Genomic DNA, 22,562 nt, shown 5'->3' with positions numbered 1-22,562 from the left:
GATGATCAGTTTTTACAGGCGCAGATGGTACCCGCTACAAGAAAGACTTTGCTTTTTCTGTGGGCGGTAAGCATGTTACCGGTTGGGTTGGAGTACTGGCTAGTGGCAGCCGTGCAAAAGCGGGATTTTCTATTATGCACGCTGATCGTGTTGTAAAAGGATGGCCAGAATCCTGGCGCCCTGAAAGTCTTTATGGCCAGATTCAAGGTTCCAATGATTTAGTCAACCAGCGTCTCATCGGCGAGATTCATATGGATGAGTTTGAAGTCAGCCATACAAAAGACGATATCCTTTGGGAAGGAGACGATGAAGATCAAGTCCAATCTCAGCTTAAAGTATGTTGCGGTGATTATGCCGAGACTGCCAAAGCTTATCGTAAGAGTGGCGAAGACCAGCGCGGGCCATCTGACATCGAAACTCAAGTCGCGCTTGATGTTTTGAAAAAAGAATTGACTTCTGCTGAAATGGCCGACCTTGTCACGATTGAGACGGTGCCACCACCTGATGTAGTGCATCAGGCGCTGCAGCCTTTGGAACAGGCTGCTGCTGCTAGAGAGCCGACTTACATTGCGGACATTAGCACATTCTCGGTGGCAGGTTATTTGCTTGGGGATGCATCGGTCAATGATCCATATCTAGTAATAGATTCAACATCGGAAGATCGAGTCATGGTGATAATAAATACACAGCACCCGCATTGGCTTCAATTGAACGGGAGTGAAGGAGTACTAAACTATTTGCGACATTGTACTTACGATGGGATCGCAGAATGGCAAGCACGAAACAAAGCTTCAACGATTGATCCAGATACGATCAAGCTGTTAAAAGATAAATTACTGCGGCTTCCTCTTAATATGGAAATGCATGATGGTTCTGAATAAACCCGATAGCTTTCTTATTGGAAAGATACATTACCGGTATTTGATGATATTATCAAGATGTAGCTAATTATCTATCTGACCTGCCGCGCCCTTTGACGTCCACCGTCGGGCGTGGGGAGCAAGGTTTGATATGACTATGGATATTACGAAACGTCAAACCCCAGAAGAGGAGGAACTACATAAGAAACGCGTTGAGCTGGCCACATTAGAAAACGCACTTGCCCAAAACGAGTTAGATCTGGCAACGATCCAGGCGCAGCTGAATATATTTCTTACAAGATATCTAAACACCGTAGGTTCACGGTATAGTGAACTCGATGAGATCAATGCTCAAATCGCCGAAGTGGAGGCTCGACTGAAACCCCAGGAAAAGATCGCGAAAGACAAAGCCAATGAAGCGCGCTCCAGAGCGGAGGAATCGGCTAAGGCTACTCAAGGTATGCAGAATTCAGAGCAACCACTAGAATTTATTCCATCGGACAGACTAAAAAAGCTATATCGGGAAGTGGCTAGAAAGATCCATCCTGACCTTTGTACCGACGAAAAGGAACGGGGCCGTCGCCAGCAGCTAATGGTGGAAGCAAACCAGGCGTATGAGCGAGGCGATGAAGAGCGACTCCAGGTCATTCTAAAAGAATGGGAATCTAGCCCAGATTTCATCAAGGGAGAGGACGTAGCCATGCAACTTGTGCGTCTAATACGCAAGTTGGCACATGTAAGAGAACGCATTAAGTATAGTACCTCAAGAATTAAGGAATTAAGGAAATCAGACCTCTATGCACTTTATAAGAAGGTAAAGAAGGCAGAGGTAGAAGGTGAAGATCTTTTGAAAGAAATGGCTGAACGAATTAATAGTGATATTATGGATGCAAAAGAACGTCTTCGTAAACTTGGATTGGAGAAGATCAGTACATGATCCAGGGAGATAAACCGAATAAAACCGGCATTGTTCCTGCTGAAAACGCCAAACTGACAGTATATTCCGCGGATTTGGTGAAACGCGGGCTGGAATTTAAAGCATACCGTTCAAAGCGTAGTGTCCGCTTCCCTGAGGATCGATCCCTGGGATGGCTCTGGATACGAGATAAAGACAGTGTACCGGAAGATTGGTTGACTAGTAATGAACAGGCACTTTGTAAAGCGAGAGGGATAGTTACAGTCCCCGGCAATAAAGATTTGTATATCCATGTCGCTGATGATGCTTTTGCTGACCTTTCCCCATTTGGTGACTTAGGGTCAAATGATCTGCAAGGCATAAGTTGCTGCTTTGATAACGCCGAAGGCAGCGATGATGGATGTCGCTATTTCCAGAGATTGGCTTTCCTTAAAGAACTTAGATTGTTCAGTGTTAGCTTTGCATCTAACACTAGGGCAATGATCAGCGATGCTGGCCTAAAATATCTCCAGGGATTAACTTCGCTACAAAGACTATACCTCGGCAGCACTCAAGTTAGCGATGCTGGGCTAAAATATCTCCAGGGATTGACTACGCTGCAATGGATAAATCTCGGCAACACCCTAATCAGCGATGCCGGGCTACGATATCTCCAAGGATTGACTTCGTTGCAAAGGATAGACCTTAGCCACACCCAAGTAAATGGTGCTGGACTAGAATATCTCCAAGGATTGGCTTCGCTGCAATGGATGGACCTATATGAAACCCAAGTAAATGGTGCTGGACTAGAATATCTCCAAGGATTGGCTTCGCTGCAAAAACTAAACCTTGGTAACAGTCAAATCAACGATGCCGGGCTAAGATATCTCCAGGGACTGACTTCGCTTCGAAAACTTAGTCTCTGGGGCACCGAAGTCGGTGGTGCCGGACTTAGATATCTCCAAGGAATGACTTCGCTACAAGAACTGGACCTCGGTGACGCCAATGTGAGCGACGCTGGGCTAGAATATCTCCAGGGATTGACTGCGTTGCAAAAACTCGAACTACGTAACATGACCCTGGCTCGGCTTGGTATGAGCAGTACCAAGATTAAGAGTAGTAGGATTAGCGATGACGGGCTCCAATATCTCCAGGGACTGACTTCACTACGTGAGCTGGACCTATGGGGCAGTGACGTCAGGGATAAGGGACTTAGATATCTCCAAGGATTAACTTCACTACAAAAGCTACAACTCACTAACACCCAGGTTAATAATGCTGGGCTCCAATATCTCCAGGGATTGACTTCGCTACGTGATCTGGACCTATGGGGAACCCAAATCAGCGATGATGGTCTAAAATATCTCAAGGGCTTGATCGCACTGCAAAGACTAAACATCGGCCACACCCAAGTCAGCGATGCCGGGCGAGATTATTTGAGGAATCTCTTGCCGGGAACGAAAATTTGTGAATGAAGAACGATCTGCAAAGGATAGACATGTGACGTACCTGTCAATCAACGGGGGTTCGAATTATTTAGATGAGAACCTGTGGCAAATCATAGCACCCTCCTAACCAATCACTCTGTGTTTCAGAGGCACGATGCATAGCGTTATTTTGGCTGCGGTAAAATGGGTTAATCCGACATGTTCTAAGATGAACATCGTATATAACTCAGACTCCGAAGACCGATGCTCGTGTCCTCTGAGCTGCGAGCCATTTATTATTATCCGCGCATTATTAATTTTGCTAACATTTTGCTAACGAACCATTTTCAACCAGTCGCTATTATAAAGATAATTGATCGTAAAATAACATTTTTAGATAAATCAAAAATCACGGTCTTTCATCGTAAATCATCTTCTGCTATACTTTCCTTGTAATTCGTAAACAGCTGGTCGTCAGTTCGACTCTGACCGCTGGCTCCAGAGTCGAAAGGCATTTGCTGACCTGATAAGCGGGGAGGAAAAGGTATGACACTTAAAATAAAATTGTGTAGTCTGATCGTAATCAGCCTTATATGCCTGGCTGCAACCATATTACCGGGCCTGGCGCCGGCAATAGCCGACAACAATACTGCATCGGTTTTGCCGTACTCGAAAACCTGGGGGAACAGCACCGGACGCACGGGCTGCAACGCCACCGGCTGGGGCAGGAGCGATACTACCATGGGTTGCTCCGGTGTCAACAACAGCAGCAAATGCTTCTTTGTGCCCTGTAAATACTGCCGCCGCTGAACGAACGGATGGCGGACGGATGGGCCTCCGCCCACCTATCTAAAGGCCTTCGATTTCACCTCGCCGTTTTCATTTCTTGCGGTGATGGTAAAGACCGTTCCGGCCGGAGAAGCGACTATCTGGCTTCCTGAAGCTGCCACATATCCGATGCCGTTGTCTATGTATACCAGCGACGAGCCGGTGACCTGCCATGCCAGCATGGTGGCGCCGGATGCCCCCACGACATTCGGGACCTGCTTGAAATAGAAGTAGTCGATTTCAGGGAGCGGATTGACTGCCGGGGAAGGGCTTACAGCTACCGGCTCTGAACCCGCGGCAGGCTGACTGTTTGCGGCTGACGCTGGCCTGGATGTTAGGAAGGTCTCGGTGGCGGTAATATAGGCCGTCTCCCCCAGGTAGTATTTATCGTTGAAACGGGCATAGATGCTGTATCTGTCAGCCGTGTCTATGGACGTTAAATCGGAGATAACAAATCCTCCTACCTGCGGCTCGACCACCTGCCATCGGTCGAGTATCCATTTCTCTATTATGAAAGCGTGGGCATTGTTGCTGTGGTCCTTGCCGATGGCCACGTAAATATCGCTGGCCGGCACGCCTGCAGCCCGGCTGAGCGTACAGAGCAGCACCGCGAAATCCTTGCAGTTGCCCGTCCTTTTCTCCAGAGTTTCGACAGGCGTTTGCCAGTGGTAATAGCTGTCATTGGAATATACGATATGCGACGAAACCCATGCTTGCAGCTTTCTGAAATCGGACCTGAAGTCCGTTGTATCGGAAGTGATCATGTTCAGCGTCTGGCGTATGGTGGGATCTTCCACCGTTATCAATTGCCGGGGATCTATGGGGAAGTAGACATATTTGCCTAATGCGCCGGTGGACATGTACCTGGGCGAGCAGTTCAAAGATATAAGTATCAGACAAACAGACAGCGTCGCGACAATGGCCCTCATCAATTTAATATTCTATTACAATGTGGAGCATTTGGTTAATCCGGGGTATATCAGGTTGCGGCTTTTGATATTTTAAGGGTCATGGTGCACAATGTCTGCCAGAGGAGGGATGAGATGGCAGAATACCGACAGAGGGAGTTGCGAGCCGCCCCGGACAATCTTGTCACAGACGGCGAATTCGCATTCGGAACTTTCAGCACACAGTTTAAAAATGTCAATCCTCTCAAGGCTGATAAGCCCCTGGGTATATGGCTGCCTGAATCTCTGCTCTATTTCAGACTCAAGGAATGGCAGGCCTTCCAGCTTGGAAACGAACGCTGGTTTATGCTGGCTGTATTGTATAACGCCAAGGTCACGGCCCTGGCGCAGTTCATTGTATACGATAAAGTGCGGAAGAAAAAATATCTGTTTGAGAAACTTCTGCCATCATGGAAAATTAAGATTCCCGCGTCTATCTGGGACAGCAGCCAGTCCTATCGGGACAAGGACTGTTCCATCGAGATTATCAGCGCGCTGGCGAAGGGCAGATTTTATATGAATGTATTTATACGTGATCAGAAAGGCCTGCCGGATATTGAGGGACATTTCGAGGCAATTCATGATGAGGGATCGGTTGCGCCCATCGTCGTCTCAATACCGCTGGGCAAGAACCGCGCGGTCTATTCTCATAAGTGCCTGATGCCGATGCAGGGGAGCCTCATTCTGGGGGGGGAGAAGATTGAGTTCCTGCGCACCGATAGTCTCGCTATTATCGATGACCATAAGGGCTTCTATCCTTATGTGATGAAGTACGACTGGGTCACAACAGCTGGCCATGACGGGAAAGGGCGGCTGATCGGATTCAACCTGACGGATAACCAGACCATCGATGCGAAGAGATATAACGAGAACTGCCTGTGGGTGGACGGCAGGTTGCAACTGCTGCCGCCGGTGAAGTTCGATAGGCCGCAGGGGGTGACGGGAGAGTGGATTATACGGGACAGCTATGGAATGGTGAACCTTACATTCAAGCCCGTCACCATGGGCAGCATCGACATGAACCTGCTGGCGATGAAGGTAAAATACTACGGGCCTTTCGGCTCTTTCCGCGGGACTGTCAGAGACAGCTCGGGCCAAATCCTGGACTTCACTGATTACTTTGGAATGGGTGAACAAAAATACATTCGTGGGTAGTATTATTACTGCTTTAACCGGATGCCTCTTTCTGCTGCTGGGCCTGGCGTGGGGCGCTGCCCTCAACCGGTTGGCCGGATCGGTAACGGAGGAAGGCGGGATACAACTGAAGCCCCCGGCCTGCACGAAATGCTCCGCCAGGCGTCGACCGAAGTCCCTCATACCGCTGATAGGGTATTTTATGACAGGTGGTCGCTGTCCGGACTGCGGTGAGGCGATTCCGGTGCGCGCACCGGTGGTTGAGGCGGTTACGGGCATTCTCTTCGCGGCCCTTTATCTGAAATACGGCCTATCCTGGACGCTGGCCATACTGCTTATTTACTCCACCGTGCTGATCATATTATTTGTCACCGACATCGAGCATTTCATACTGCCGAATGTAATTACCTACCCGTCCCTGCTGCTGGCGGCACTGGTAGCGCTGACGGTTACGCTGGCGCGCTACAGCTTACCCTGGTCGCTTTATTACGGCGGAAGCGGATTTATGGCCGTTTTCAACAATTTCCTGTTGTGCGCCCTGGCCGGCGGTGTCTGCGGCGCCCTGCTTCTTCTTCTGGTGGTTGTGCTATCGAGGGGCGGTATGGGGATGGGGGACGTATTGCTGGCCGGCCTGCTGGGCCTGATGGTGGGTTTTCCTCTGGTATTTGTCGCTCTTTTCCTGAGCATACTGGCCGGGGGTATCGTGGCCGCAGTCCTGCTCATCAGCGGGCGCAAGAAGCGAAAAGAAATGCTGCCGTTCGGCCCTTTCCTCTGCCTTGGCGGCATGGTTACACTGCTGTGGGGCAAAGAATTGCTGGGCTGGTATCTGGGCCTGATCTGAGGCTCGTGTCAGTTAATCCCCGGTCTACTTGAAGGGGGGCGCCTGCCAGAAGGGCACCAGCGACGTTTTGGTCACAGTCCTCTCGCTTTGTATACGCTGCTCTACCTGGTACGGGACCGTTCTCTCTACTGTACGTGTTACGTTTTCCGTTACCTGATCGTCCCACAAGAGCGAGGCGCTGAACCTGGTATTCTGGGGAGTGGTGGGGCCGGTGAACAGAACTGCTATATCCCGTGCGCCCCGCGTATCGAATTCGATATCGTAAGGCTGCCAGCGGTTCATCCATAGATCAGCCTGCCCTCCCAGTCGGCGGGCGAAATTGAACTTGATGTTGGCTGAGTTAAGCCATTTATTCATTGCCTCCGCCTCTGTGCTGTATGTAAACCAATCCCACTGGACTGTAGAGCTATATACGGGGTCCAGGGACGAGATCAGCGGCGGCTGTAGCACCTGCCCGCGGGCGCCCATGTCGAAAAGGCTGACGGCAACGTTTTCGTAATAGTACTGTTTGTAGAGCGATATCCTGATCCTCTCGATGTTATGGACCTGTGCGCCGGGCAGCCTGTAGCCGTAATACCAGACGAACCGTGTGCCTTTGAACATCACAGAGGGACTGCTCCACAGAATATAGGGCGTAAGCTGCTCCTGGCCGCTTACAGTTCGGGTTACAGGATAGGTTTCGCTGACCAGCTCGGTGCGGTTCTCGGTAACAAACACCGTTTCATAATAGATCTCTTTTTGAGGGTATTGCATGGGTATACATGAGAGAGCGGAAATGGCCGGAGCCGTCAGAATCAACAGGGGCAGAATCCTGCCTGCGACTGGAGCCCGTAATGAAAATACCCGGTACCAGTCCCGTGCCCGGCAGCGTAAGAAGCAGAATAAATGATTCATTGCGAAAACGCTTCCCAGAATGGTACCTGCCTGACCTGATAGGTAGTCTGCTGTTTCTGCACCTCGTAGGGTACCTGTTTCTCCACCTGTCGCTCCCTGCTGACCGTTTTATTCGAAACAATATTACGGGTAAAGGCGCCTTTCAGAGTGACCCGGGCGTTCCATTGATTCTGGGGTCCGCTGACTATAACGCCGATCTTCTGCGCCTTGCCGGCGTCTAACTCGAAGACCTGCGGGTTCTCAGGCCTGGACCAGAGATTGGTCCTGCCGCCTAAAAACCTGGCCTCATTGATCTGGACATTGGCCGTATCCAGCCATGTTGTCGCAGCCCCGCCGGTGGTAGTGGTGCTGGTTCCTTCGGATGAATCTCCTGAGGTGTCGGAAGATGAACTGGAAGAAGTGCTGACGGTTGCAATGGTACTGGGTGTTATCCAGGTCCACTCGACCTCTCCCTCATCTGTATCTCCGTATATGGCGGGAGCAGGTGTGGTCAGGTGACCGCTTCTGGTCATGTCGAGTATACGTATGGAGGTGGACTCATACTGAAACTGTTTCCAGATCGAGATTGTCAGCCGCAGGTTATCATAGGTCGGCCATTGGGGAATATCATAGGCAAGGTACCAGAAGTTGGTCTGGCCGTTGAAGGCGATATTCTGCGAGTACCAGCTGTAGTAAAGCGGAAGCTCATAACTATTCGTGACGGTATCAATCGTAGTCTCGTTTTCCGTGTAGACTTCTGTTGCATACTCGGTCCTGTACAGGGTCTCCGTAACGGCGCCGGTTACGGGATATTCTTTGGAGACGCATGATGAAGCAAGTATCAGCAGGAGCAAAGGGAGTAATCTGGCCGTTATATCGAGATACTTCATTTTACGGAATGCATGTAGTCCGGACTTCCTGATAATAGCATAAGTACGGTAATGCATATTGTCAAAGTCGGAAGGCCTGACCTTAAGCCGCTGCGTTAAAACACCTGGAGTCGAGATGTCGTGATATCGAACTGACGGAGGCGATGGGAAAATGAGTTGGCATGTTATATAATGCGGTTGATGTGAATATAACGGTTAAGGAGGAAGCAATGGCCGCGCATAAAAATGGCTCTTTTATTCTGGTGGTGTTATTAGCAGTTGCCTGTATTGTGTCTGCTATAAGCTGTATCCCGGCTGTCCAGCAGCCCGCCGCGCCCGCAGCATCATCGGCATGCATAATGGTGGTCAGCCCGGATAAACTGGTGTTCACTATCGGGGAGGGCCAGGGTCCGACTCTCGACCAGGTACTATCGGTCGTCAGTCAGGGCGAGGGCATACTTAACCTGTCGATGAGCGATAACGCGCGCTGGATAAATCTGATGCAGGTGCCCGGCGCCGCAACCACTCAAACCACCGACGCCAGGGTAAATGTCGATGCAACCGGCATGGCCCCCGGCCAGTATACCGGCATCATTACGATTGCCGCCGACGGCGCCGCCAACAGCCCGATTTACGTGCCGGTCTACTTCACCATCTTGCCAGGCGCCAATATTCCCGTACAAGTGATTCCCGTCCCGGCGCCGTCCTCAGTTCCTCCCGCGGATTCCGCCGCCGTCTGGGTAAACCAGACGGATTTCTATAAATATGCGACAGTCAGCGCCCTGATAGTCAACGGAAGTGTGACTAACTCGGATCGCTCATGGTATATGTCCGATGTTAAAATCGTGGCGAATGCCACCGGCAACAGCGTCAAAATCGCTGCCAGCATACCGCCCGGTGAAACAATCATGTACAACCGCTATATCCCCGGCTACCAGAAAGATACGGTCAGGCTGAGCTTTACCTGGTATAAGCCATAGGCCGGGTACAACGTATCTCTGAATGAAGCGGCATCTTTGCCACTCCCTCAAGATCGTCCATTAGTAGTAGCCCGTTACCTATACGGGCTACTACTTTTTTATTACAGCGAATCATACCCTGCAGTTGGCCAATACCATACTTGTGACCGTGTTAAGCCGGCCTGCAGTGCGGCATAATAAGGGCATATAAGACATAGTACTAAGGTCACAGACAAACCAGTACCGATGCCTTATTGTATTGGTAGAATATGCATCATAGAATTGATGAGTAGGGAAAAAAGACCAGGAGAAAGGAGATGAGCGCGATGAAATCGATAGTAGGGACGGTCAAAACGGATTGGAAAGCACAGGCTCTTTTCTGGTCTATGGTGATATGCGGGATGTTGATCATTAGTGCGGTGGTGATAGTGGCCCGCATGTTTTAAAGTTTGCGGTTCTCCTCCCAAACGCGGGGGGCGCCGGCACTCGGGCGTCCCCTGCTTTTTTTATCCCTGCGCCACCTGCTAAACGTTGTCCTTAACAGCCTCGACTTCAAGCCTTACTGCGGCTATGTGCACTATGTTAGAAGCATCAGGAGGGTACTGCCGCAGATATTCATCGACAACTTCATCGATGAAGGCCTGTTGCATAGCCCGGGGTACCCTGTGTACAAAAGGATGCCAGGTTGTGCGGAACCAGCCTTCCAGTCCCTCTTTGCCTTGCTGCGCCATATCCCTGGCAATGAGCTCTATCCGCAGAGGTTCAAAACCGGCTTCGGGCAGCCATTTACTGTATTCTTCAATTCCGAAGAAGTTATACGGCGGAATGAAGCTTTTAAAATAGGAGGACCATTCAGGCCGGGCGGCAATGCCGAGCACCACCCCGGTCATATCGACAACATTGCCCCGCCCGCCCATCTGGAGCAGCAGCCTGCCCGGATTTTTCAGTCCCGCATATATGCCTTTCAGGACGGCGAGGTGGTCTCTCACCCAATGTAGTACGGCATTGGAGAAAGCAATGTCGTACTCTTGATGGAAATCGAGCTGACAGGCGTCCTTGTGGATGAAGCGCAGGTTGGGAAATTCAGCATGAGGAAAGGTCCGGCAGGCCAGATCTATCATTTCCTGTGAGCTGTCGATGCCGGTTACTGATCCATGCGGCAGGCGTGTTGCAATCTCGGCAGTGACCTTGCCGTCGCCGCAGCCTATATCCAGTACACTCTCGCTGCCTTTGAGTTCGAGTTTGGCTATCAGTTCGCAGCCCAGTTTAAACTGGGCTGCCGAGCTTTTTTGGTAATCATGCGCATCCCATTTGTGCATGTTATGAGTTTAACATGTTTGGAAATAAGTTTGCTTAACCCGGGCTGCGCCATCATATTTCAGCGATCGATTTCAGCGGCCTTATTTCGGTAGCAATGATTGAAAGCGACTGCGGACCCCTGCGCTGGATCTTGCCTCGCACTTCCATCCATGCGCAGCGGAAGAGCACCCTGCCGCATCTCTCCTGCACGTCGCTGAATACCGTGACATCGGCGACGCCGCTGCCGTCCTCAAGGATGATATAGACCACGCGCTTGCCGGTGCGCGTGGGTGGTGTCTGGTAGCGGATGACCGACCCGGCGATTTTCACAAGCTCCCCGGTGGGAAGGGATGGCAGGTCGCTGATGCTGGTGAAACCCTCGCCCAGGATACAGAAGTCCAGGGGATGGGCGGAGAGGTCGAGAGAGAGAAGCTCACGCTCATCCAGCAGGTTCTCTTTCTTGCCTGGATCGCTGCAGGGGCGGGTTTTTAAACCCGCCCGAGTATCCGGGCGGACCTGAAGGTCCGCCCCTACGAGTATCTCGGTATTTGGATCGCTGTAGGGGCGGGTTTTTAAACCCGCCCGAGTATCCGGAAGTTCCGCCCCTGCTGTTTTCCTGCGTTTGAGCTGTAGAAGGCCGGGTATCTCCGCCAGCATCTCTGTTCTGCTGCCGAATGAATCGAGCGCACCCACTTTAACCAGGTTTTCTATCATGGGCTGGCTGGCCTCCACGCGCAGGGCGAAGTCGCCCAGGGCGGCGAAGCGCCGCCTGCTCCTCTGGCTGATGATGGAACATACCGCTTCGCTGCTCAGGCCCTTCACCTGGCAAAGGCCGACACGTATGGCGTTGCCTTCCACCGTGTAAAGGTCGGAAGATTTATTTACATCGGGCGGAAGGACGGCGGCGCCGCAGCGGCGGGCCTCGGCGGCCAGCACGCGCGGCGGATAGTAGCCCATGGGCTGGTTGGAAAGTATGGCTGCGAAGAACTCGGCCGGGTAATGACATTTCAGCCAGAGTGACTGGTAGGAGAGCACGGCGTATGCTGCCGCATGCGCCTTGCAGAAGCCGTAGGCGGCGAAAGCAGCGAGATGCTCGAAGACCTCCTCCGCGACGCCGCGCTTGACACCCCTCCGCATGGCGCTGTTGATGAAAGAGAGTCGCATCTTCTCCATCTCCTCGTGTGTGCGGTCGTGGGTCATGGCGCGGCGGAACCCGTCAGCCTCGGCGTAGCTCAGGCCTGCCAGGTCATGCGCCACACGGAGCACCTGTTCCTGGTAGAGTATCACGCCCAGCGTTTCCCCCAGGGCGCTTTCCAGGCAGGGGTGCGGGTAGCTCACCGGCTCTTGACCGTGGCGGCGGGCCAGATAAACCTTGTCCATGCTGCATTTGAGCGGGCCCGGGCGCACCAGCGAGAGCGAGACGATGATGTCGTCGAAGGTACGCGGCAGCAGGCGTCCCGCCATTTCCCTCTGCGCCGGCGATTCGAGCTGGAAGACTCCGATGGTCTTGCCCGCGCGCAGCATGGCGAAGGCCACCGGGTCGTCGCGCGGTATTGCATCGATAACTATTTGAAGTCCACGGTTCTTCCTGATGCTGTGCACGGCCTGCTCGATAACTGTTATGGTGGGCAGCGCCAGCAGGTCCATCTTGACCAGGCCCAGCCTTTCGATGTCGTCCTTGTCGTACTGGCTGATGATATCCCCCCCGCTGGAAGGCTCCAGCGGCACGAGGTCGGAGAGCCGCCCCTCGCCTATGAGCAGCCCGCCCAGGTGTACCGACAGGTGTCTGGGGAAGCCGTCGATGGCGGCGCACAAATCGAAAAATTCCTTGAGCTCGGGCCTTTTGTAAACGGTGCTGCCCTTCAGCTCGGGCAGCGTGTCCGCCTTCTCCATCAGCCTGGATGCGGAGAGCCAGTGTATGCCCTTGCAGGCCTCTTCGATAACGGGCTGCGGCACCTGCAACGCCTTGCCGACATCACGGATGGCGCCGCGCGCCAGATAGGTATTGATGGTGGCAACGCAGGAGACGTTATCCTCCCCGTATTTGCCGATGACATAATCGCGCACCTCCCCCCGCCGCCTCCGGTCTATATCGAGGTCTATATCGGGCGGCTCGTTGCGCAATGGGTGCATGAAGCGTTCGAAGAGCAGGTCGTAATGGACGGGATCGGCAATGCTGATATCCAGCGCGTAGACCACCAGGCTATTTGGTGCGCTGCCGCGGGCCTGGCAGCGTATGCCGCGCTCCCGGGCCCAGCGCACTATATCCCATACTATCAGGAAGTAGCCGCAGAACCCGAGCTTCTCGATGGTAGTGAGCTCCATCTCCAGGCGGGCGGACAGCTCCGGCGTCAGACTGCCGTATCTACGTTCCGTGCCTTCGTAAGCCAGCCTGCGCAGGACTCCGGGGGCGGTCTCGCCTGCGGGTAAATCGAACCCGGGGAAACGAGGCCTGCCCAGCTCGAGATCGAGGTTGCAGAGCGAGGCGATCTCAAGGGACGTCTCGACGGCGCCGGGGAAACATTTGAAGAGCCGCGCCATCTCAGCGGGTGATTTGAAATACTGCTCCACCGTGCGCGGGCCGGCAAGCTGTGAGGCCGGCACGATATGCTTGATGGAGTTGAGCAGTTCCCTGATGCGGTAGTCACGCATGCTGAGGTAGTGTACATTGTTGGTGGCTACCGCAGGCATGCCGTGCTCGCGGGCCAGGTCGTAGAGCAACCGGCACAGGGACGAATCTTCCCTGGCGGGATAACGGGTCAGCTCGATGAAGAAGCCGTCGCCGAAGACATCGCGGTAGAAGCCTGCCGCCAGGGCGGCGCCGCGCTTCTGTCCGGCAGCCAGCAGCGCGGGTACCTCGCCCAGCCGGCAGCCGGAGAGGGCGATGAGTCCTGCACGGTGCCTGTCCAGCAGGTCGCGTGTGGCGGCCGGCTTCTCCCCGTGCCTCTTGCAATGCATGGCGGTGAGCAGCCGGCAGAGGTTGGAATAACCCGTCCTGTCGCTGCAAAGCAGGGTGAGGTGATAGCCCCCCTCCAGGTCTATCTCAGCCCCGATGATGGGCTTAACACCGGATTTCTTAGCGCTCTGGTAGAACTTGACGGCGCCCGTCAGGCGGTTATGGTCGGTCAGCGCCAGCGCGGGCATTCCGAAATGGCTTGCCTTATCCGCCAGTTGAGCCGGTCCGGCGGCGCCGTCCAGGAAGCTATAGTAAGAATGAACATGCAGATGTACGAAGGACATGGCGATGTTCCCCTCTCATTCAGTCGAGCACGCGGTGCAGGAGCCAGATCGAGTCGCTCTTGCACAGTTCGTAAATGCCGGCGCCCCGCCGCTCGGCGGTGACACGGATGAGAATGCGCACCTGCCCCCCGTTCCACCATTCCGAAGCTTCCCTCCACCAGGACAGTATCTCCACCACCCGGTAAAGACGCCGGCGCCAGATGAAGGCGGTCGGAACGGATTCCCGGCTGATATGGACGGTGATCGGCTCATCAATCTGTCTGGACACCACGCTCCCCCCTTCCGAAAGGCGTGCAGGAATTATAATAGAACAAATGTTCTAATGTCAAATCGGGATGGCATTAAAACAGCCGATGCCTTCGAAGGCATCGGCTGTGGTGTCCTGTTGATGCTGCGATCGGCTGTGCGGACGGCGGTTATCTCCAGGTCGGGCTGAAGTTGTTGAATTCGCCGTAGGTCAGGCGGTGGATATTGCTGCCGTCAGCGTTCATAATGAATATATCTTTGTTGCCGTTGGCATCGGAGACAAAGGCTATTTGAGTTCCGTCGGGCGACCATACCGGGCTGCGGTTGTCGTTGATATCGTCTGTGATCTTTTTGGCTACCATTAGCGGGAAGGGGGATGAAGCGTCCATGACCCAGATATCTCCTTTGGCGGCGGTGCCCCTGACCCAGACGATCTTATTGGTGATCGGCGACCAGTCCGGCTCGGAGCCGTCCACGTCAAAGATCAGTCCGAACTTTTCCTGGTCGCTGCCATCGGGATTCATGGTGTAAAGCATGGGACTGATACTGTTTTCATCGCGGTTGGAGGCGAAGAGGATTTTGGAGCTGTCCGGCGACCAGGCGGGCGCACTGTTCCAGCCTGCCCTGTGACTGTGTTCATCCTCATCTGCTTCGGAAGCCGGATCTTCATGGGTTTCCTCGGCAGAGCTATAGGTCAGTTGCCGGACGTTTGTGCCGTCGGAATTCATTGCAAAGATCTCAAGGTCAAATATGCCTTCCTTGTTAACAACCTGGGAAGTAAATGCTATTTTGGAGCCGTCAGGCGACCATTTGGGTAATGCGCTGCGCCCCTTTACGTCACTGAGCATCCTGCGGTCGCTGCCGTCAGCGTCCATGCTCCATATCTGATAATTATAAGATTGATTTGAGCTGAATGCGATCCTCTGGCCATCCGGCGACCAATCGGGTGTGCCGTCGACTGTGCGGTTATCCGTTGACACCGGCCTCAGGTCCGTCCCGTCGGGATCTATTGTATATATGTGAACCTGGCTGTCACGGTCGGAGGTAAAAGCCACCAGCTCCGCGAGACCCGAGGGCTGGTATGTGGCGGCCGGAGCAGTACAGGCAAATAACGATGAAGCCGACAATGCCAGCAGGCCGATAAGGCACAGCAATTTAAGCGATTTGAAATTGGACATGCTGATCTCTCCTTGAGTGCGCAGTATCTTGTTCTGAAAAGTATAATTGCAGAGTTGAATATTGGCAAATATGCTCAGGCTCAATCGGGCGCACCTGAAGGTACGCCCCTACGGATTTGGCTTGCGCGTGGTGATGAACTCGACCGCCCAGTCTCGCATGGTGCGGGGTGGATGATGCTCCTCAGCGTTGCGCACCAGGGACAGTGAGCCGGACTGGCATTTATAGGCGCAGACTCCGCATCCGATACAGAGTTCGGCATTGACTTGGGATACCTTGCCGGATTTGTTGGTGAGTTCACGAACACGTCCATCCTTTTCACGGACAGTAGTCTTGCGGCCCCTGGCATCCGGTGACTCCTTGAGACGAAGCGCTTCCATCGGGCAGCGCTTGACACACAAGCCGCAACCCGTGCAGGTCTGCTGTTCTACTTTGACATGGTAGTTGGAGGGCACCAGCCCGCCTGAATGCTTCATGCGCTTGACCGCCTCAAACCACATGCAGCAGCAACTGCAGCAGTTACAGATGGTATCCGGGCTTTCCTGCTGGTTGGACATGGCGTGTATGAGGCCGGCCTCGGCGCACTGCTGAAGGATACGCTCGGTTTCCTCGCGCGTAATCTGGCGCCCGAAACCATTCTCCACAGCATAGCGGCCCAGGCGATCGAAATGCAGGCATACTTCAAGCTGGTATCTGTCAGGTGTGCCCGTGACCAGGCCTTTTTTCACGCGGCAGGGGCAGTAGCTGACGCTGAAATAAGTGTAGGAATCGAGGTGCTTTTTTACTTCCTCATACGGCAGTATGGCCTGCTTGTCCTCGATGGCGGCGTTTATAGGCAGCACGCGCAGGCCTTTTTCTTTGACGGTCTCCCAGGGCTGCATGAAGGTCGGGAAATGGTTGTCGGACAGCACTGCGAACTGCCTGCTGTGCTCGTCGGTTCTACCCGGCCATCCTGTCGTGCGCATGAGCATAAAAATATCATTGAGCATGTAATGAGGAATACCATCACGTACGAATTTATAGAGGAATCCCTTGCGGGTCAGTTCGTCCAGCCTGATTTTCAGCGCAGCGGGATCCATGCCCTTTATCCCGGCTAATGCCTCGAGGCTTTTGGGAGAGAACGGTATGCCGGTGAGGAATGCAGCGTCGGCGGGCGTGTATTTTGCCGATATGACGGCCAGCAGTTTCTCCCCGCCCGGGACACCGTACCAGCTCTTCTTCTGCCACTCGATGAATTTCAGGTAAACGTTTATTTCCGGGTCTGTAAGAACTGCGTCGGATTGGCTCATATAATCCTCCCGGGGCGTACTTATGTTGGCTGTGGATGCGGGTCCAATTAGATCAGCTTATCTGCGAACGGCCCAGATCGCGCAGCACACGTTCAAAGACCGCTATATCCTGCGCCGGGAAATTTTTGCGGATGGCGGCGTTCAGCTCGTCCGCAAAGCCGATGATGCGCGGCCCGACCTCCCTTGCCTTTTGTGTCAGGTGAACCAGAGCTGACCTGCGGTCCTCTGCATTCGGCCTGCGTTCCACGTAACCGTTTTTTTCCATGCGGTCGAGTATGCCGGTGATGGTTGAACCGTCCAGAGCCACGCGCTGCCCCAGTTCGCCGATCGTTATCCCGTCGCCTATCCAGAGGGCGCTGAAAACCATGTACTGCGGCGTGGTCAGGTTGAAAGGCGAAAGCCGCGAATCATAGTGCTCATAAACACGGCGCATGACACGACCGACATTGAAGCAGATGTGCTCTTCCAGTTCATTTACCATAATCGAATAATTTTAGCACAAAATATTTGTATACAATATAAAAATTCCAGGGATATTTGTCAAGCGGAGTTTGTCAATATAATTGTTATGTCCACCGGCTGCTGCCTGCTTGAGGATTTACGTGTCCCGGCGAATGTAAATTGACACATGCAAAACAACATACTACTATTAATAACATATAAAGATATCATTATATGTTGATAGGATAGAGGCAAGTTATGCGTTATTTGGTCAGGATATTGAAGTCGCTATCGGATGAAACCAGGTTGCGCATACTTAACATGTTGTATGAGCGTGAATGCTGTGTCTGCGAGATTATCGATGTCCTTAATATATCGCAGCCGCGTGCCTCTCACCACCTGGGAGCTATGTACAATGCCGGATTACTTAAAATGAGGCGTGTCGGCATATACTCGCTCTATTCCATCGATCGAGAGAACCTTGAATATTACGCCATTGATATTTTGAAGGCTGTGCGTGAGGGGTTGGGAGGTGATGAAACCACGCGCTCCGATTTAGTTAAATTGCATGCTGCGCAGAGGCTTATTCCTTCATGCTTCGGGTCGGCCGGGTGCGGATAGTGGATATACAGGGACTTTTAAGCGATGTAAGCCTGCCCGGCTTTTCCGCATTCCTGCTGGGAGTGATGGCAGCCATCGGGCCATGTACGCTTGCTACCAATCTGGCTGCACTGGCGTATATCAGCCGCAGGATATCCGACCGCAGGTTCGCCGTCACCAGCGGGGCCCTGTACACGCTGGGCAGGATGATTACTTACTCCGTGCTGGGGATGCTGATCATTTATGCCGGATTGAGCATACCGGCGATCGCCAACTTCCTGCAGTACTTTGGTGAGAAGGCCACGGGCCCTCTGCTGATAATCGTAGGCCTGGTTATGCTCTTCCTTGACAGGATATCTCTGGGTGAGCATGGCAGCACTGTGGCAAATGCCGCCGGCAGACTGGCCGACATGGGCATGCTGGGCGCCCTGCCGCTGGGCATAGTCCTGGCCCTGGCATTCTGTCCCTACAGCGCTGTTCTTTTCTTCGGTGTTCTCATACCTCTGGCGTTCAAGACTGAGGGTGGTGTGGGACTGCCCGCCCTGTTTGCGCTGGGCACCGGCCTTCCCGTGCTGTTGTTCGGCACACTCCTCTCGCTGGGCGTGGTCGGCGCCGCAAAGTGGATAAATGCCATCAGCAGGGCCGAGAAATACATAAGAGTAGTCATGGCCGCACTTTTCATTCTGATCGGCTTTTTCTATATATGGCTGTGGCTGAATCCTTATTGAGCATTATTTTTTTATAAATTAAGGAGGATACACATGCGCAAGGAAGAAATTAAAAAAACGGTCAGGCAGGGTTATGCACAGGTGGCAAAAGGCGGCGGATCCTGTTGCGGGCCACAGACGACCGGCTGCTGCGGTACCAACACAGCCCGTGATATCAGTAAAGGCATAGGGTATTCGGAGGCGGATATGTCGTCGGTGCCAGACGGGGCAAACCTCGGGCTGGGCTGCGGTAATCCGGTGGCGCTGGCGACCTTAAAAGAGGGGGAGGTGGTACTCGACCTGGGGTCCGGCGCCGGATTTGACTGCTTTCTCGCCTCATCCAGAGTGGGCGCCGCAGGCAAGGTTATCGGAGTTGATATGACGCCTGAGATGGTGGAGAAAGCCCGCGAGAACGCGCGAAAGGGCGGCTTTAATAATGTGGAATTCAGGCTGGGCGAGATCGAAAATCTGCCCGTCGCCGATCGCTCGGTGGACATCATCATATCTAACTGCGTTATCAACCTGTCCCCCGACAAGCAGCAGGTTTTCAGCGAGGCTTATCGGGTGCTCAAACCGGGAGGGCGGCTGATGGTCTCGGATATAGTCCTGCTGGAGCCGCTGCCCGAGTCTGTGCAGAAGTCTGTTTCCGCCTATATCGGCTGCCTGGCAGGAGCAGCGCTCAAAGAGACATACCTGGCATCAATCGCAAAATCCGGTTTTCAAAACATTGAATTAATCGATGAGACGGGCTTCGGCGCAGAATATATAAGCAACGATCCGACCGGGAAGGCCATGCTGTCCGCTGACAATATCAGCGAGGTCGACCTTAAAAAAGTCGGCAGGGCGGTCCGCAGCATAAAGGTCAGCGCGAACAGGCCGGCTTAACCGGCCGCGCTTTCTTAAAATATTGATTGACCGGTCAGGTAACGTAATTTACTCTCAATTCTGCTATAATATTGTTGTAAAATAATTTTTGCTGTGGTAACCTGTTAGGGCATTGCCGGGACGAAATATAAGCGGTCACGTTTATATAAAAATAAATTGGTAGGAGGTTGTTACATGGCGGACATCTACGAAAAAAAACCCTGGCTCGCATTTTACGACAAGCATGTGCCTGCAACGTTGCAGTATCCCAACACAACTTTTTGGGAAACGGTGGAACCGGCATTCAAGCATGATCCCAAACGCGTGGGCCTGTACTATATGGGTACGCCGTTCACTTTCAAGCAAATGGACGAAATGTCCAACCGCTTCGCCAATCTACTCAAGAAAGTAGGCCTGAAAAAAGGGGACACAGTGGGCATAAACCTTCCCAATCTGCCCGCGTATTACATCGGCCTGCTGGGCGTACAGAAGGCCGGCTGCGTTCTGACCGGCGTCAGCCCTCTGCTGACGGCGGAGGAGCTTAATCATCAGCTCAAGGATTCCGGCGCCAAGGTGCTGGTTACCCTCGACGCCCTCTACCCGAGGGTGATCAAAGGCATAGGCGGGACCGATCTCAAGGCCATAGTTTTCACAGGCATAGCCGATTACCTGTCGCCGGTGATAGCGACCATGGGGAAAATGCTTAAGAAGATACCCACGGGCAAGGTGCTGCCGATACCCGGTATTGAAATATACCATTTCAAGGATGTTATGAAGAGCATGCCGGCCACTCCCGTGGCCGAGAAGGTCAGCATGGATGATACCTGCATTATGCAGTATACGGGAGGCACCACCGGCCTGCCCAAGGGCGCAGAGTTGACCCACCGCAATATGGTAAGCCAGATGTTCCAGGTCACCACCTGGCTGGACACCAAAATGGGCAGTGTGGTTGGCATGACCGCCTTCCCGCTCTTCCATATCGCGGGCCTGCTGGTTTGCATGGCTATGATGTCCAAGGCTATTACCCTAATAGCTGTGCCCAATCCGCGCGACCAGCAGTTCATCATCAAGTACATGAAAAAGCATCGGCCGAACGTCATCGGCAACGTTCCGACGGTATACCTGGAGTTGATGAAGCAGCCCGGGTTCCGCGATTACGATTTCAGCGATGTCCAGTATTTCGCCAGCGGCGCAGCTCCCTTCCCTCCGGAATATATCAAGGACTTCGAAAAGATTGTGGGTGAGAGCAAGCTGGTGGAGGTATACGGCCTGACCGAGACCAGCCCCATCATCACCGCCAATCCGCGCTACGGAAAAAAGAAGCCCGGTGCGGTCGGTATACCCTTCCCGGATACGCTGATTAAGATAGTCGATCCGGGGACGGGAGAGGAGCTTCCCTTCGGCGAGCCGGGAGAGGTGGCGGTCAAGGGCCCACAGGTGTTCACCAAGGGCTATTTCAAGAAGCCGCAGGAGACGGCCAATGCGTTGAGGAACGGGTGGTTCCACACCGGAGACATCGGCAAGATGGACGAGGAAGGATTCCTTACCATCGTGGACAGGCTCAAGGACATGGTCAACGTATCGGGCTTCAAGGTTTTCACCAGGGAGCTGGATGATGTTATCTGCGAGCATCCCGATGTCGATATGGGCGCAACGGTGGGTATCCAGGATCCGAGCCGGCCCGGTTCCGAGATCGTCGCATCAGCCATCATACTTAAGCCCGGCATCGAGAAAAGCGATGCGGAGAAAGCCAAGATTATCGAATACCTCAAAGGCAAGGTTGCTCCCTACAAGGTCCCCAAGCGCATAGAGTTCTACGATCAGCTGCCGACCAGCGCTGTGGGCAAGATCCTGAAGAGGGAGCTGCGAACCATGATGACCCAGAAACCCCAGTAATTGATTAAGGAGAAGAAATGAAAAAGCGTCCCGTATTCCGCACCGAACTCTGCGATATCCTTGGTGTCGAATACCCGGTGATGCTGGCAGGGATGGGGACCGCGGGCGGTTACACGTTGACCGCCGCGGTTTCCAACGCCGGCGGCCTGGGAATGCTCGGCGCCACGTTCTTATGGCCTGAAGAGCTGAGATCATGGATCAGAAAAATTCGCTCTCTGACAGATAAACCATTCGGCGTAGACATATTACTGCCGGCCGCCATACCCAAGGATTTCGACCTGGATAAGCTCAAGGACTATATACCTCCGGAGCACACGGAATTTATCCGGAAGATGGCCAGGGATTTCGGCGTCGAAGGCGCCAAGATGAAGGAATGGCCCATCTCCGAAGAGTTCGGGCGGAGCCAGTTCCAGGTGGTGAAAGAGGAGAAGGTGCCTTTCTTCGCCCTCGGCCTCGGCACCCCCGACTGGCTGATCCCCGAGGCGCATGAGGCGGGCATCAAGATCGTTTCGCTGGTCGGCAACGTGCGCAATGCCGTCCGGATTAAAAAGATGGGGGCTGACATCATCATCGCCCAGGGACACGACGCCGGCGGACACACCGGCAGGATAGGTACCTTTGCCCTTGTTCCGCAGGTAGTAGACGCAGTGGCGCCCACACCCGTGGTGGCCGCCGGCGGCATAGCCGACGGACGTGGCCTGGTGGCTGCGCTGGCTCTGGGCGCCATCGGCGCCTGGTGCGGGACTGCTTTCCTGGCCACCCACGAATGTTTTGTCGACTTCATCGAGCTGGGCATGCTCAACAAACCGACTATAGACGCCTACTATCGCAAGCTGGTCGAATCGGACGAGGAAGAGGAGCAGATTACACGCATCTACAGCGGAAAGACCACAAGGGCCTTTAAAAATAAGCTTAACGAGGCCTGGGAGAAATCCGGACTCAAGACCCTGCCCATGCCGCTGCAGAGCATGCTGGTCTCCGATCTTCTGCAGGGCATGATGGAGAAAGGCGAAGCCGAATACTATCCCATGTTTGCCGGCCAGGTCACCGGACTGATTAAAAAGATCAGGAGCACGCAGGAAGTTATGGACGACATCATCGGCGGGGCCGTGAGTATAATGCAAAAAGAATTCCCGGAAGAAGTGACGATCAAAGCCTGAGCATCGGCATA

At 53.6% G+C, this 22,562-nt stretch carries 22 protein-coding genes; 13 read left to right on the top strand and 9 right to left on the bottom strand.

Annotated features, from left to right (window positions below; translation table 11 throughout):
• Positions 1-134: 134 nt before the first annotated feature.
• The 4 genes from WC359_06190 (at position 135) to WC359_06175 (ending at position 3,992) form a co-directional block, all read left to right on the top strand.
• The gene (locus WC359_06190) at positions 135-881 is read left to right on the top strand and encodes a hypothetical protein (GenBank protein ID MFA5400007.1); all 747 of its coding nucleotides are present in this window, start codon (positions 135-137) and stop codon (positions 879-881) included.
• Positions 882-1,011: 130 nt separating this feature from the next.
• Positions 1,012-1,797, top strand: a complete 786-nt coding sequence (locus WC359_06185; GenBank protein ID MFA5400006.1) for a J domain-containing protein — start codon at positions 1,012-1,014, stop codon at positions 1,795-1,797.
• On the top strand, positions 1,794-3,230 hold the full coding sequence (locus WC359_06180) for a hypothetical protein (GenBank protein ID MFA5400005.1): 1,437 nt from the start codon (positions 1,794-1,796) through the stop codon (positions 3,228-3,230). The genes WC359_06185 and WC359_06180 overlap by 4 nt, the downstream gene beginning before the upstream one ends.
• Before the next feature lie 498 nt (positions 3,231-3,728).
• On the top strand, positions 3,729-3,992 hold the full coding sequence (locus WC359_06175) for a hypothetical protein (GenBank protein MFA5400004.1): 264 nt from the start codon (positions 3,729-3,731) through the stop codon (positions 3,990-3,992).
• A 35-nt stretch (positions 3,993-4,027) separates the two neighbouring features.
• On the opposite strand, the gene WC359_06170 is transcribed toward WC359_06175, so the two are convergent.
• Positions 4,028-4,939: a transglutaminase-like domain-containing protein gene (locus tag WC359_06170; protein MFA5400003.1), complete on the bottom strand. Its 912-nt coding sequence runs from the start codon at positions 4,937-4,939 to the stop codon at positions 4,028-4,030.
• A gap of 114 nt (positions 4,940-5,053) precedes the next feature.
• Here WC359_06170 and WC359_06165 point away from each other — a divergent pair, with 114 nt between their 5' ends.
• Together WC359_06165 and WC359_06160 are read left to right on the top strand one after the other, a co-directional pair.
• Complete coding sequence (locus WC359_06165) at positions 5,054-6,112, top strand: DUF2804 domain-containing protein (GenBank protein MFA5400002.1); 1,059 nt, start codon at positions 5,054-5,056, stop codon at positions 6,110-6,112.
• Positions 6,105-6,932, top strand: a complete 828-nt coding sequence (locus WC359_06160) for an A24 family peptidase (GenBank protein MFA5400001.1) — start codon at positions 6,105-6,107, stop codon at positions 6,930-6,932. Before WC359_06165 ends, WC359_06160 begins: the two co-directional genes overlap by 8 nt.
• 24 nt (positions 6,933-6,956) lie before the next feature.
• Here the strand turns inward: WC359_06160 and WC359_06155 are convergent, their stop codons facing one another.
• Together WC359_06155 and WC359_06150 are read right to left on the bottom strand one after the other, a co-directional pair.
• Complete coding sequence (locus WC359_06155) at positions 6,957-7,730, bottom strand: hypothetical protein (protein MFA5400000.1); 774 nt, start codon at positions 7,728-7,730, stop codon at positions 6,957-6,959.
• A 92-nt stretch (positions 7,731-7,822) separates the two neighbouring features.
• A complete protein-coding gene (locus WC359_06150) occupies positions 7,823-8,695 on the bottom strand; it encodes a hypothetical protein (GenBank protein ID MFA5399999.1) in 873 nt (290 codons plus the stop codon).
• Positions 8,696-8,904: 209 nt separating this feature from the next.
• Between WC359_06150 and WC359_06145 the strand changes: the two genes are divergently transcribed.
• On the top strand, positions 8,905-9,654 hold the full coding sequence (locus WC359_06145; GenBank protein MFA5399998.1) for a hypothetical protein: 750 nt from the start codon (positions 8,905-8,907) through the stop codon (positions 9,652-9,654).
• A gap of 296 nt (positions 9,655-9,950) precedes the next feature.
• A complete protein-coding gene (locus WC359_06140) occupies positions 9,951-10,079 on the top strand; it encodes a hypothetical protein (protein ID MFA5399997.1) in 129 nt (42 codons plus the stop codon).
• Positions 10,080-10,157: 78 nt separating this feature from the next.
• On the opposite strand, the gene WC359_06135 is transcribed toward WC359_06140, so the two are convergent.
• The 6 genes from WC359_06135 to WC359_06110 all read right to left on the bottom strand — a co-directional run bounded on the left by WC359_06135 (position 10,158) and on the right by WC359_06110 (position 17,364).
• Positions 10,158-10,952 carry a methyltransferase domain-containing protein gene (locus WC359_06135; GenBank protein MFA5399996.1) on the bottom strand — a complete coding sequence of 265 codons (795 nt, stop codon included), beginning with the start codon at positions 10,950-10,952 and terminating at the stop codon, positions 10,158-10,160.
• A gap of 52 nt (positions 10,953-11,004) precedes the next feature.
• On the bottom strand, positions 11,005-14,172 hold the full coding sequence (locus WC359_06130; GenBank protein MFA5399995.1) for a DNA polymerase III subunit alpha: 3,168 nt from the start codon (positions 14,170-14,172) through the stop codon (positions 11,005-11,007).
• A gap of 19 nt (positions 14,173-14,191) precedes the next feature.
• Positions 14,192-14,440: a DUF6504 family protein gene (locus tag WC359_06125; protein MFA5399994.1), complete on the bottom strand. Its 249-nt coding sequence runs from the start codon at positions 14,438-14,440 to the stop codon at positions 14,192-14,194.
• Between the two features lie 148 nt (positions 14,441-14,588).
• The gene (locus WC359_06120; GenBank protein MFA5399993.1) at positions 14,589-15,596 is read right to left on the bottom strand and encodes a hypothetical protein; all 1,008 of its coding nucleotides are present in this window, start codon (positions 15,594-15,596) and stop codon (positions 14,589-14,591) included.
• Between the two features lie 108 nt (positions 15,597-15,704).
• On the bottom strand, positions 15,705-16,883 hold the full coding sequence (locus WC359_06115; GenBank protein MFA5399992.1) for a 4Fe-4S dicluster domain-containing protein: 1,179 nt from the start codon (positions 16,881-16,883) through the stop codon (positions 15,705-15,707).
• A gap of 52 nt (positions 16,884-16,935) precedes the next feature.
• The gene (locus WC359_06110; GenBank protein MFA5399991.1) at positions 16,936-17,364 is read right to left on the bottom strand and encodes a MarR family transcriptional regulator; all 429 of its coding nucleotides are present in this window, start codon (positions 17,362-17,364) and stop codon (positions 16,936-16,938) included.
• A 218-nt stretch (positions 17,365-17,582) separates the two neighbouring features.
• Here WC359_06110 and WC359_06105 point away from each other — a divergent pair, with 218 nt between their 5' ends.
• The 5 genes from WC359_06105 to WC359_06085 all read left to right on the top strand — a co-directional run bounded on the left by WC359_06105 (position 17,583) and on the right by WC359_06085 (position 22,551).
• Complete coding sequence (locus WC359_06105; protein MFA5399990.1) at positions 17,583-17,945, top strand: metalloregulator ArsR/SmtB family transcription factor; 363 nt, start codon at positions 17,583-17,585, stop codon at positions 17,943-17,945.
• Complete coding sequence (locus tag WC359_06100; GenBank protein MFA5399989.1) at positions 17,945-18,652, top strand: aromatic aminobenezylarsenical efflux permease ArsG family transporter; 708 nt, start codon at positions 17,945-17,947, stop codon at positions 18,650-18,652. Before WC359_06105 ends, WC359_06100 begins: the two co-directional genes overlap by 1 nt.
• Before the next feature lie 33 nt (positions 18,653-18,685).
• Entirely contained in the window at positions 18,686-19,516 is an 831-nt protein-coding gene (locus WC359_06095) for an arsenite methyltransferase (GenBank protein ID MFA5399988.1), read from the top strand.
• Positions 19,517-19,690: 174 nt separating this feature from the next.
• The gene (locus WC359_06090; GenBank protein ID MFA5399987.1) at positions 19,691-21,391 is read left to right on the top strand and encodes an AMP-binding protein; all 1,701 of its coding nucleotides are present in this window, start codon (positions 19,691-19,693) and stop codon (positions 21,389-21,391) included.
• A gap of 17 nt (positions 21,392-21,408) precedes the next feature.
• Positions 21,409-22,551, top strand: a complete 1,143-nt coding sequence (locus tag WC359_06085) for a nitronate monooxygenase (GenBank protein ID MFA5399986.1) — start codon at positions 21,409-21,411, stop codon at positions 22,549-22,551.
• The last annotated feature ends 11 nt before the right edge of the window (positions 22,552-22,562 follow it).

This window comes from Dehalococcoidia bacterium (genome assembly GCA_041653995.1).
GTDB lineage: Bacteria > Chloroflexota > Dehalococcoidia > GIF9 > UBA5629 > CAIMUM01.
This window is presented reverse-complemented; position numbering and strand designations above follow the sequence as displayed.

What these genes read in the sequence shown, in the direction of transcription:
- WC359_06145 (MFA5399998.1), top strand. Translation starts at nt 8,905, where the DNA reads ATGGCCGCGCATAAAAATGGCTCTTTTATTCTGGTGGTGTTATTAGCA.
- WC359_06115 (MFA5399992.1), bottom strand. Translation starts at nt 16,883, where the DNA reads ATGAGCCAATCCGACGCAGTTCTTACAGACCCGGAAATAAACGTTTAC.
- WC359_06090 (MFA5399987.1), top strand. Translation starts at nt 19,691, where the DNA reads ATGGCGGACATCTACGAAAAAAAACCCTGGCTCGCATTTTACGACAAG.
- WC359_06120 (MFA5399993.1), bottom strand. Translation starts at nt 15,596, where the DNA reads ATGTCCAATTTCAAATCGCTTAAATTGCTGTGCCTTATCGGCCTGCTG.
- WC359_06175 (MFA5400004.1), top strand. Translation starts at nt 3,729, where the DNA reads ATGACACTTAAAATAAAATTGTGTAGTCTGATCGTAATCAGCCTTATA.
- WC359_06150 (MFA5399999.1), bottom strand. Translation starts at nt 8,695, where the DNA reads ATGAAGTATCTCGATATAACGGCCAGATTACTCCCTTTGCTCCTGCTG.
- WC359_06165 (MFA5400002.1), top strand. Translation starts at nt 5,054, where the DNA reads ATGGCAGAATACCGACAGAGGGAGTTGCGAGCCGCCCCGGACAATCTT.
- WC359_06095 (MFA5399988.1), top strand. Translation starts at nt 18,686, where the DNA reads ATGCGCAAGGAAGAAATTAAAAAAACGGTCAGGCAGGGTTATGCACAG.
- WC359_06190 (MFA5400007.1), top strand. Translation starts at nt 135, where the DNA reads ATGCACGCTGATCGTGTTGTAAAAGGATGGCCAGAATCCTGGCGCCCT.
- WC359_06135 (MFA5399996.1), bottom strand. Translation starts at nt 10,952, where the DNA reads ATGCACAAATGGGATGCGCATGATTACCAAAAAAGCTCGGCAGCCCAG.
- WC359_06110 (MFA5399991.1), bottom strand. Translation starts at nt 17,364, where the DNA reads ATGGTAAATGAACTGGAAGAGCACATCTGCTTCAATGTCGGTCGTGTC.
- WC359_06085 (MFA5399986.1), top strand. Translation starts at nt 21,409, where the DNA reads ATGAAAAAGCGTCCCGTATTCCGCACCGAACTCTGCGATATCCTTGGT.
- WC359_06185 (MFA5400006.1), top strand. Translation starts at nt 1,012, where the DNA reads ATGACTATGGATATTACGAAACGTCAAACCCCAGAAGAGGAGGAACTA.
- WC359_06130 (MFA5399995.1), bottom strand. Translation starts at nt 14,172, where the DNA reads ATGTCCTTCGTACATCTGCATGTTCATTCTTACTATAGCTTCCTGGAC.
- WC359_06105 (MFA5399990.1), top strand. Translation starts at nt 17,583, where the DNA reads ATGCGTTATTTGGTCAGGATATTGAAGTCGCTATCGGATGAAACCAGG.
- WC359_06170 (MFA5400003.1), bottom strand. Translation starts at nt 4,939, where the DNA reads ATGAGGGCCATTGTCGCGACGCTGTCTGTTTGTCTGATACTTATATCT.
- WC359_06140 (MFA5399997.1), top strand. Translation starts at nt 9,951, where the DNA reads ATGAGCGCGATGAAATCGATAGTAGGGACGGTCAAAACGGATTGGAAA.
- WC359_06180 (MFA5400005.1), top strand. Translation starts at nt 1,794, where the DNA reads ATGATCCAGGGAGATAAACCGAATAAAACCGGCATTGTTCCTGCTGAA.